Source organism: Duganella vulcania, assembly GCF_009857655.1.
Lineage (GTDB): Bacteria > Pseudomonadota > Gammaproteobacteria > Burkholderiales > Burkholderiaceae_D > Rugamonas > Rugamonas vulcania.
In genome coordinates, this window is sequence record NZ_WWCX01000075.1 from 23,555 (window position 1) to 30,799 (window position 7,245).

A 7,245-nucleotide genomic window follows, 5' to 3' on the forward strand; every position below is an offset into this window, starting at 1 on the left:
CGGCGCGGCTACAGGTAGCGCGCCAGCAGCGCGCGGTCCAGCGATGGGTCCAGCTCGATGCGCACGATGTGGCCGCTGCCCGGCGCCACCGTGATGTCGGCGCCGTCGTCGGCGCGCATGCGCGTGAGCGTCACGTCGCGGTTGCCGCCCGGGTGGATCACCTCGATCCGGTCGCCCACCGCGAAGCGGTTCTTGACCTCGACCCTGGCCCAGCCATCCTCCACGCCCAGCACGTCGCCGACGTACTGGCTGCGCTCGGCCTCGGAGGCGCCGCGCATGTAGTTCTGGTGCGCCTGCGTGTGGTGGCGCTGGTAGAAGCCGTCGGTGTAGCCGCGGTTGGCCAGGCCTTGCAGCTGGCCCAGCAGGCCGATGTCGAACGGCCGTCCGGCCACCGCGTCGTCGATGGCTTGGCGGTACACCTGGGCCGTGCGCGCCGCGTAGTACAGCGACTTGGTGCGGCCCTCGACCTTGAGCGAGGTGACGCCGATCTTGACCAGCCGCTCGATGTGCTCGACCGCGCGCAAGTCCTTGGAGTTCATGATGTAGGTGCCGTGCTCGTCCTCGATGATCGGCATCAGCTGGCCCGGCCGCTCGGCCTCCTCGATCAGGTAGGGCTGGTCGGCCAGCGGGTGGCGCGGCTGCTGGTGCAGCGTCGACCACGGCTGGTTGGCTTCCTCCAGCGCCTGCTGGAAGTGCAGCGGGATGACTTTCGTTGGCCCGAGGTCGCCGCTGGCGTCCTCGGCGGCCGGCTGCACCTTGTAGTCCCAGCGGCAGGAATTGGTGCAGGTGCCCTGGTTGGGATCGCGGTGGTTGAAGTAGCCCGACAGCAGGCAGCGGCCCGAGTAGGCGATGCACAGCGCGCCGTGCACGAACACTTCGAGCTCCATCTCCGGGCAGCGCTGGCGGATTTCCTCGATCTCGTCGAGCGACAGTTCGCGCGACAGGATCACCCGCGTCAGGCCCATGCGGTGCCAGAACTTGACGTCGGCCCAGTTGACCGCGTTGGCCTGCACCGACAGGTGGATCGGCACGTCCGGCCATTCGTCGCGCACCATCATGATCAGGCCGGGATCGGCCATGATCAGCGCGTCCGGCTTCATGGCGATCACCGGCGCCATGTCGCGCAGGTAGGTCTTGAGCTTGGCGTTGTGGGCGAAGATGTTGGAGGCGACGAAGAACTGTTTGCCGCGCGCGTGCGCGCCGTCGATGCCTTCCTGCAGCGCCTGCAGCGTGGAGAAGTCGTTGTTGCGCACGCGCAGGCTGTAGCGCGGCTGGCCGGCGTAGACGGCATCGGCGCCGAAATCAAAGGCGGCGTGCATCTTGGCCAGCGAGCCGGCGGGGAGGAGGAGTTCGGGGGCGTGGAGCATGACGGATGGGCAAAAGTGAGGCAGTCTATGGCCCCCGCCGTCAAATTTCCTTGACCTGGATCAAAATTCCCCGGATCGGGCTACAGCGATTTGCTGCACAGCTTGAAGTCCGGGTCCTCGTCGTAGGGGCGGATCTGGAAGCCCAGGCTGGCCATCAGCTTGAGCATGCCGCTGTTCTTGCACAGCACCAGGCCGTCGATCTCGCTCAGGCCCTTGTCGCGCGCCACGTCCATGATGCCCAGCATTAGCCGCGTCCCCAGGCCCTGGCCGCTGTAGCGGTCGTCCACCAGCAGCGAGAACTCGCAGCTGCTGTGGTCCGGGTTGGCGATGTAGCGCGACACGCCGATGATGCTGTCGGTCTCGACGAAGTCGCCGTCCGGCCCCGGCGCGCGCTGCGTCAGCACCGCCACCAGCGCCATTTCGCGGTCGTAGTCGATCAGCGTGTAGCGCGCCAGCATCGGCACCGACAGCTCGCGCAGCGACGAGGCGAAGCGGTAGTAGCGTGACTTCTCCGACAGCCCGCGCACCAGGTCCTGCAGCATCGAGGCGTCGTCCGGCTGCACCGGGCGCAGCGTGTACTGGCCGCCGCCGCGCATCGGCCACTCCTGCGTGTAGCTGGACGGGTAGGGCAGGATGGCCAGGTGGTCGTAGCGGTGCGCCGACGGCGCCGCGGCGTCGATGACGATGCGGGCGTCCACCGCCAGCGCGCCGTGCTCGTCGACGATCAGCGGGTTGATGTCCATCTCGCGCAGCTGCGGCAGCTCGCACACCATCTCCGACACCCGCAGCAGCATCTGCTCGATCGCCTCGCGCTGCACCGGTGGCGCGCCGCGCCACTCGCCCAGCGTATTGGCCGAGCGCACCCGGCTCATCAGGCGCTGCGCCAGGAACAGGTTGAGCGGCGGCAGCTCGACCGCGCGGTCGTCGATCAGCTCGATCATGGTGCCGCCGGCGCCGAAGCTGATCGCCGGCCCGAACAGGCGGTCGGTGACCACGCCGATGTACAGCTCGCGCCCGTTGCGCTTGCCGGCCATGCGTTGCACCGTCACGCCGTTGATGCGCGCTTCCGGCAGCAGGCGGCGCACGGTGGCCATCATGTCGCCGTAGGCGTCGCGCACGGCCGCCGCGTTGAGCAGGTTGAGCACCACGCCCTGCACATCGGACTTGTGGGCGATGTCGGGCGAGTCGATCTTCAGCGCCACCGGGTAGCCCAACTGGCTGGCCACCATCATCGCCTCGGCCGCGCTGCGCGCCAGGATGGTTTGCGTGATCGGAATGTGGAAGGCCGCCAGCAGCGCCTTCGATTCCATTTCGGTCAACACCTTGCGGCGCTCGGCCAGCACGCCCTCGATCAGCAGGCGCGCGCCGTCCAGGTCGGGCTGGGCCAGCTGCGACAGCGGCGGCGGGGTCTGGTGCAGCAGCTGCTGGTTCTGGTAGAACGAGGCGATGTTGGAAAAGCCGTCCACCGCCGCCTCCGGCGTGCGGAAGGTGGCCACGCCGGCCGCGTTGATCAGCAGGCGCGCCTCGGCCACCTGGCGGTCGCCCATCCAGCAGGTCAAGAGCGGCTTGCCGAGGCCGGCGTTGAGCGCGCTGACCGCGCGCGCCACCGCGGCCGGATCGCTGCCCAGCTTGGGCGAATAAATCACCAGGATGCCGTCCACCTGGCTGTCGTGGGCGCAGGCCTGGACCGCCTCGGTGAAGGCGTCGGCGCCGGCCTCCTCGGTCAGGTCGAGCAGGTTGGTCAGCGTGGCGTGCGGCGGCAGCTTGGGCGCCAGCGCCTGCGCGCCGGCCTCGGACAGCCGCGCCAGTTGCAGGCCCAGCTCGGCGATCCAGTCGGCCGCCAGCACGCCGGGCCCGCCGCCGTTGGTGACCACGGCCAGGCGCGGCCCGACCGGGCGGTAGCGCGAGGCCAGGCACTTGGCGGCCGAGAACAGCTGGACGAAGGTCTTGACCCGCACCGCGCCGGTGCGGCGCAGCGCGGCGTCGAACACCATGTCGCTGGCGACGATGGCGCCGGAGTGGGTCAGCGCGGCCTGCGAGGCGGCCGAGGCCTTGCCGGCCTTGAGCACCACCACCGGCTTGGTGTTGGCCGCGCCGCGCAGCGCCGACAGGAAGCGGCGGGCGTCGGTCAGGCCTTCCATGTAGATGACGATGCTTTGCGTGGCCGGGTCGGTGGCCAGGAAGTCCAGCGTCTGCGCCAGGTCGACCGCGGTGTTGGCGCCCAGCGAGACCACGGTGGAAAAGCCCACCGCGTTCTGGCTGCCCCAGTCGAGGATGGCCGAGGTCAGCGCGCCCGACTGCGAGATCAGCGCCAGGCTGCCCGGCTGCGCCAGCTGGCCGGCCACGCTGGCGTTGATGTTCAGGCGCGGGCGCTGGTAGCCCAGGCAGTTCGGCCCCAGCAGGTGGATGCCGTGCTTGCGGGCGATGTCGTGCAGCTCGCCGGCCAGCTTGCCGTCGACGCCGCTCGACAGGATCAGCGCGGCGCGGCACTGGATGCGGCCGGCCACCTCCAGCGCGAAGCTCAGCTCGTCGTTGGGCAGGGCGATCACCGCCAGGTCGGCGCGCGACTGCGCCAGGTCGGCCAGCGTGCCGCTCATGCCGACGTCGAGGTAGGTCACCGGGCCGGTGAAGCCGCCTTGTTCCAGCTGGGCGCGGATGCCGCGGCCGTAGCAGGTCTGGCGTTCAGGCTGGTCGGCCTGGCCGGCGAAGACCACGATGGACTTGGGCGAGAACAGCGGCGTGAGGTAGTGGGTTTCCATGATGGGGCGGTGGTGAGAGGGTTAGTCGTCCATGCCGAGCAGGACTTTGACGTGGGCCGCCGCGCTGCGCGCCAGCGACGACAGCTCGTAGCCGCCCTCCAGGCAGGAGACGATGCGGCCCTGGCAGTGGCGGGCGGCCACGCCGACGATCTGCTTGGTGATCCAGGCGTAGTCGGCTTCGACCAGGCCGAGGTTGCCCATGTCGTCGTCGCGGTGGCCGTCGAAGCCGGCCGAGATGAAGATCAGCTGCGGCTGGAAGCGCTCCAGCGCCGGCAGCCATTGCTCGGTCACGGCCTGGCGCAGCAGTTCGCCGCCGGAGCGCGCCGGCAGCGCCACGTTGACCATGTTGGCGCCGCGCGGCACGTTGCCGCAGAACGGATACAGCTTGTCCTCGAAGATCGAGCACATCAGCACGCGCTCGTCGTCGCGCAGGATGTCCTCGCTGCCGTTGCCGTGGTGGACGTCGAAATCGACCAGCGCCACGCGTTCCAGTCCGTGCACATTGAGCGCGTGGCGGATGCCGACCGCGGCGTTGTTGAAGAAGCAGAAGCCGCCGGCGGCGCCGTACTCGGCGTGGTGGCCGGGCGGGCGCACGTTGCAGAAGGCGGTGCCGGCGCCCTTGGTCAGCACCAGGTCGGTGGCCAGCACGGCGGCGCCGGCGGCGCGCAGCGCGGCCCGGTAGGTATGCGGATTCATGCTGGTGTCCGGGTCCACCTGCACCGAGCCCTCGCGCGGCGACAGCGCGGCCAGGGTGTGGATGTACAGGCTGGAGTGGGCTTGCGCCAGCTGCTGCTCGGTGGCCAGCGGCGCCTCGCACGGCTGCATGAAGTCCAGCAGGCCCTTGATCAGCAACATGTCGCTGACCGCCCCGATGCGCTCCGGGCATTCGGGGTGTTGGTCGCCCATGGCGTGTTTCAGGCAGTCGGGGTGCGAGATGTAGGCTGGCAGCATAGGAGTCCAATATAACTTGAATTGAGTGTACTGAGCGAGATCAAACTATTCGTTGATGCAAGTCAAAAATAACAACACCAGTCCAAATGGACTGGGGCCATTTCATCAAGCGGTCACAATGAAAAAATATAATACTGTCACTATTTTTGGACCCCGGGCTGGCGGCATATGAAACTGTTGTATAAATTTAATCTCGTGTTGCTGCTGATCTTCGCGTTGGGCGGCTACACCACCGCCCAGCTCACCCGCACCGTGTTGCAGGACAACGCCCAGCGCGAGGTGGTCAGCCATGCCAGCCTGATGATGGAGGCGGCGATGGCCGCGCGCGAGTACACCACCAACGAGGTCAAGCCGCTGCTGGCCGAGGGCCTGAAGACGGCGTTCCTGCCGCAGTCGGTGCCGTCGTACGCGGCCACGCAAAGCTTCAGCAAGCTGCACGCCGCCCATCCCGACTACAGCTACAAGGAGGCGGCGCTCAATCCCACCAATCCGCGCGACCGCGTGGTGGACTGGGAGGCCGACGTGGTCCAGCGCTTCCGCGACCACGCCGACCTGAAGGAGGTGACCGGCCAGCGCCAGGCCACGTCCGGCCCGTCGCTGTACCTGGCGCGGCCGATCCGCATCAGCGACGGCCGCTGCCTGGCCTGCCACAGCACGCCGGCCGCCGCGCCCGACACCATGAAGGCGCTGTACGGCACCAACAACGGTTTCGGCTGGAAGCTGGGCGAGGTGGTCGGCAGCCAGATCGTGTCGGTGCCGCTGGCGGTGCCGCAGCGTGAGGCCGAGCGCGCCTACTCGCTGATCATGGGCGGCATGGCGCTGACCTTCGCCGTGATTCTGGTGGCCGTGAACGCGTTGTTCTACCTGCTGGTGCTGCGCCCGGTGAACCGCATCGCCCGCATCGCCGACGCCGTCAGCGGCGGCCGGCTCGACGTCGAGCACTTCGACGTGCGCGGCAAGGATGAGATCGCGGTCCTCAGCAACGCCTTCAACCGCATGCGCCGCAGCCTGGAAAAAGCCATGGCCATGCTGGCCTGAGCGCGGCCATGAGCCTGGATGTTTTCCTCAGCCACTCGCACGTCGACAAGGTGTTCGCCGACGCCATCTGCCATCGGCTGGAGGCGGCCGACATCCGCTGCTGGGTGGCGCCGCGCGACATCCGCCCCGGCGGCGACTGGGCCGAGGCCATCATCGACGCCATGGACAAGGCCAGGATGCTGGTGTTGATCTTTTCGGCCAGCTCGAACAATTCGCCGCAGGTGCGGCGCGAGGTCGAGCGCGCCGTCAACAAGGGCTTGATGGTGCTGCCTTTCCGCATCGAGAACGTGCCGTTGTCGAAGAGCCTGGAGTACTTCATCAGCACCCAGCACTGGCTGGACGCCATCACCGGCGACCTCGAGGACCACCTGAACCAGTTGTGCCGCAGCGTTGCCATGCTGCTGGAGCGGCTTCCGCCGGCCGCCGCGCCATCGCAGCCAGCGGCCGCCGCCGCGCCCCAGCAAGCCGTGCCGGCCGGATTCGGCGCGCCGCCGGCACCCGCCATCGACCCGGCGGTGCTGGCGGCCATCGAACAGGCGTTGGCGCAGGAGCTGGGGCCGATTGCCCGCCATCTGGTGCGGCGGGCGTTGCTGGCCGCGCCGTCGCGCCAGCAACTGGTGGCGGCGCTGGCCCAGGAAATCGACGACAGCGCCGAGCGCCAGCGCTTTGTCGCCCGCTGCCATGCCGCCGGTTGACGAGGACGCGCCGTCGCCCTACGCGCTGCCGTTCGTGGTGGCGCTGACCGGCCATCGCGACCTGCATGCCGGCGACGTGGCGGCGGTGGCCGTCCAGCTGTTCGAGGCCATCGAGCTGATCGCTGCCGCGCTGCCGCACAGCCCCATCCACTTTCTTTCGGCGCTGGCCGACGGCGCCGACCAGCTGTTCGCCGAGCAGGTGCTCAAGCTGCAGCGCCAGTGCGCGGCCAGCGCGCCGCACGGCCGGCGCCGCATCGAGCTGATCGTGCCGCTGCCGATGCCCTTCGACGACTACTGCGTCGAGCAGGCCGGCGGCGCGGCGGCGCGTGAACGCGATCCGCTGCGATTCGAGGCGGACCGCCAGGCGTTCGCGGCGCGCTTCCTGCGCTACAGCGCCGGCGCCGGCCGGGTGTTCGTGATACCGCCGGCGCCGCC

General features: G+C 69.1%; 6 protein-coding genes. 3 read left to right on the top strand and 3 right to left on the bottom strand.

Going from position 1 to position 7,245, the window contains the following annotated elements:
• Positions 1-8: 8 nt before the first annotated feature.
• The 3 genes from trhP to GTP90_RS26945 all read right to left on the bottom strand — a co-directional run bounded on the left by trhP (position 9) and on the right by GTP90_RS26945 (position 5,077).
• Complete coding sequence (gene trhP, locus GTP90_RS26935) at positions 9-1,367, bottom strand: prephenate-dependent tRNA uridine(34) hydroxylase TrhP (RefSeq protein WP_161086391.1); 1,359 nt, start codon at positions 1,365-1,367, stop codon at positions 9-11.
• Positions 1,368-1,447: 80 nt separating this feature from the next.
• Positions 1,448-4,126, bottom strand: a complete 2,679-nt coding sequence (locus tag GTP90_RS26940) for a bifunctional acetate--CoA ligase family protein/GNAT family N-acetyltransferase (RefSeq protein WP_161086392.1) — start codon at positions 4,124-4,126, stop codon at positions 1,448-1,450.
• 21 nt (positions 4,127-4,147) lie between these two features.
• The gene (locus GTP90_RS26945) at positions 4,148-5,077 is read right to left on the bottom strand and encodes a histone deacetylase family protein (protein WP_161086393.1); all 930 of its coding nucleotides are present in this window, start codon (positions 5,075-5,077) and stop codon (positions 4,148-4,150) included.
• Between the two features lie 168 nt (positions 5,078-5,245).
• On the opposite strand from GTP90_RS26945, the gene GTP90_RS26950 reads away from it, so the two are divergent.
• The 3 genes from GTP90_RS26950 to GTP90_RS26960 form a co-directional block, all read left to right on the top strand.
• On the top strand, positions 5,246-6,115 hold the full coding sequence (locus GTP90_RS26950; RefSeq protein ID WP_161086394.1) for a Tll0287-like domain-containing protein: 870 nt from the start codon (positions 5,246-5,248) through the stop codon (positions 6,113-6,115).
• A gap of 8 nt (positions 6,116-6,123) precedes the next feature.
• Positions 6,124-6,810, top strand: coding sequence for a toll/interleukin-1 receptor domain-containing protein (locus tag GTP90_RS26955; protein ID WP_161086395.1), 687 nt, complete (start codon positions 6,124-6,126; stop codon positions 6,808-6,810).
• On the top strand, positions 6,797-7,245 hold a 449-nt coding region (locus GTP90_RS26960; RefSeq protein WP_217432037.1), incomplete at its 3' end, for a hypothetical protein. The genes GTP90_RS26955 and GTP90_RS26960, both read left to right, overlap by 14 nt.

Coding starts and splice junctions, on each gene's coding strand:
- GTP90_RS26940 (WP_161086392.1), bottom strand. CDS start 4,126: ATGGAAACCCACTACCTCACGCCGCTGTTCTCGCCCAAGTCCATCGTG.
- GTP90_RS26955 (WP_161086395.1), top strand. CDS start 6,124: ATGAGCCTGGATGTTTTCCTCAGCCACTCGCACGTCGACAAGGTGTTC.
- trhP (WP_161086391.1), bottom strand. CDS start 1,367: ATGCTCCACGCCCCCGAACTCCTCCTCCCCGCCGGCTCGCTGGCCAAG.
- GTP90_RS26950 (WP_161086394.1), top strand. CDS start 5,246: ATGAAACTGTTGTATAAATTTAATCTCGTGTTGCTGCTGATCTTCGCG.
- GTP90_RS26945 (WP_161086393.1), bottom strand. CDS start 5,077: ATGCTGCCAGCCTACATCTCGCACCCCGACTGCCTGAAACACGCCATG.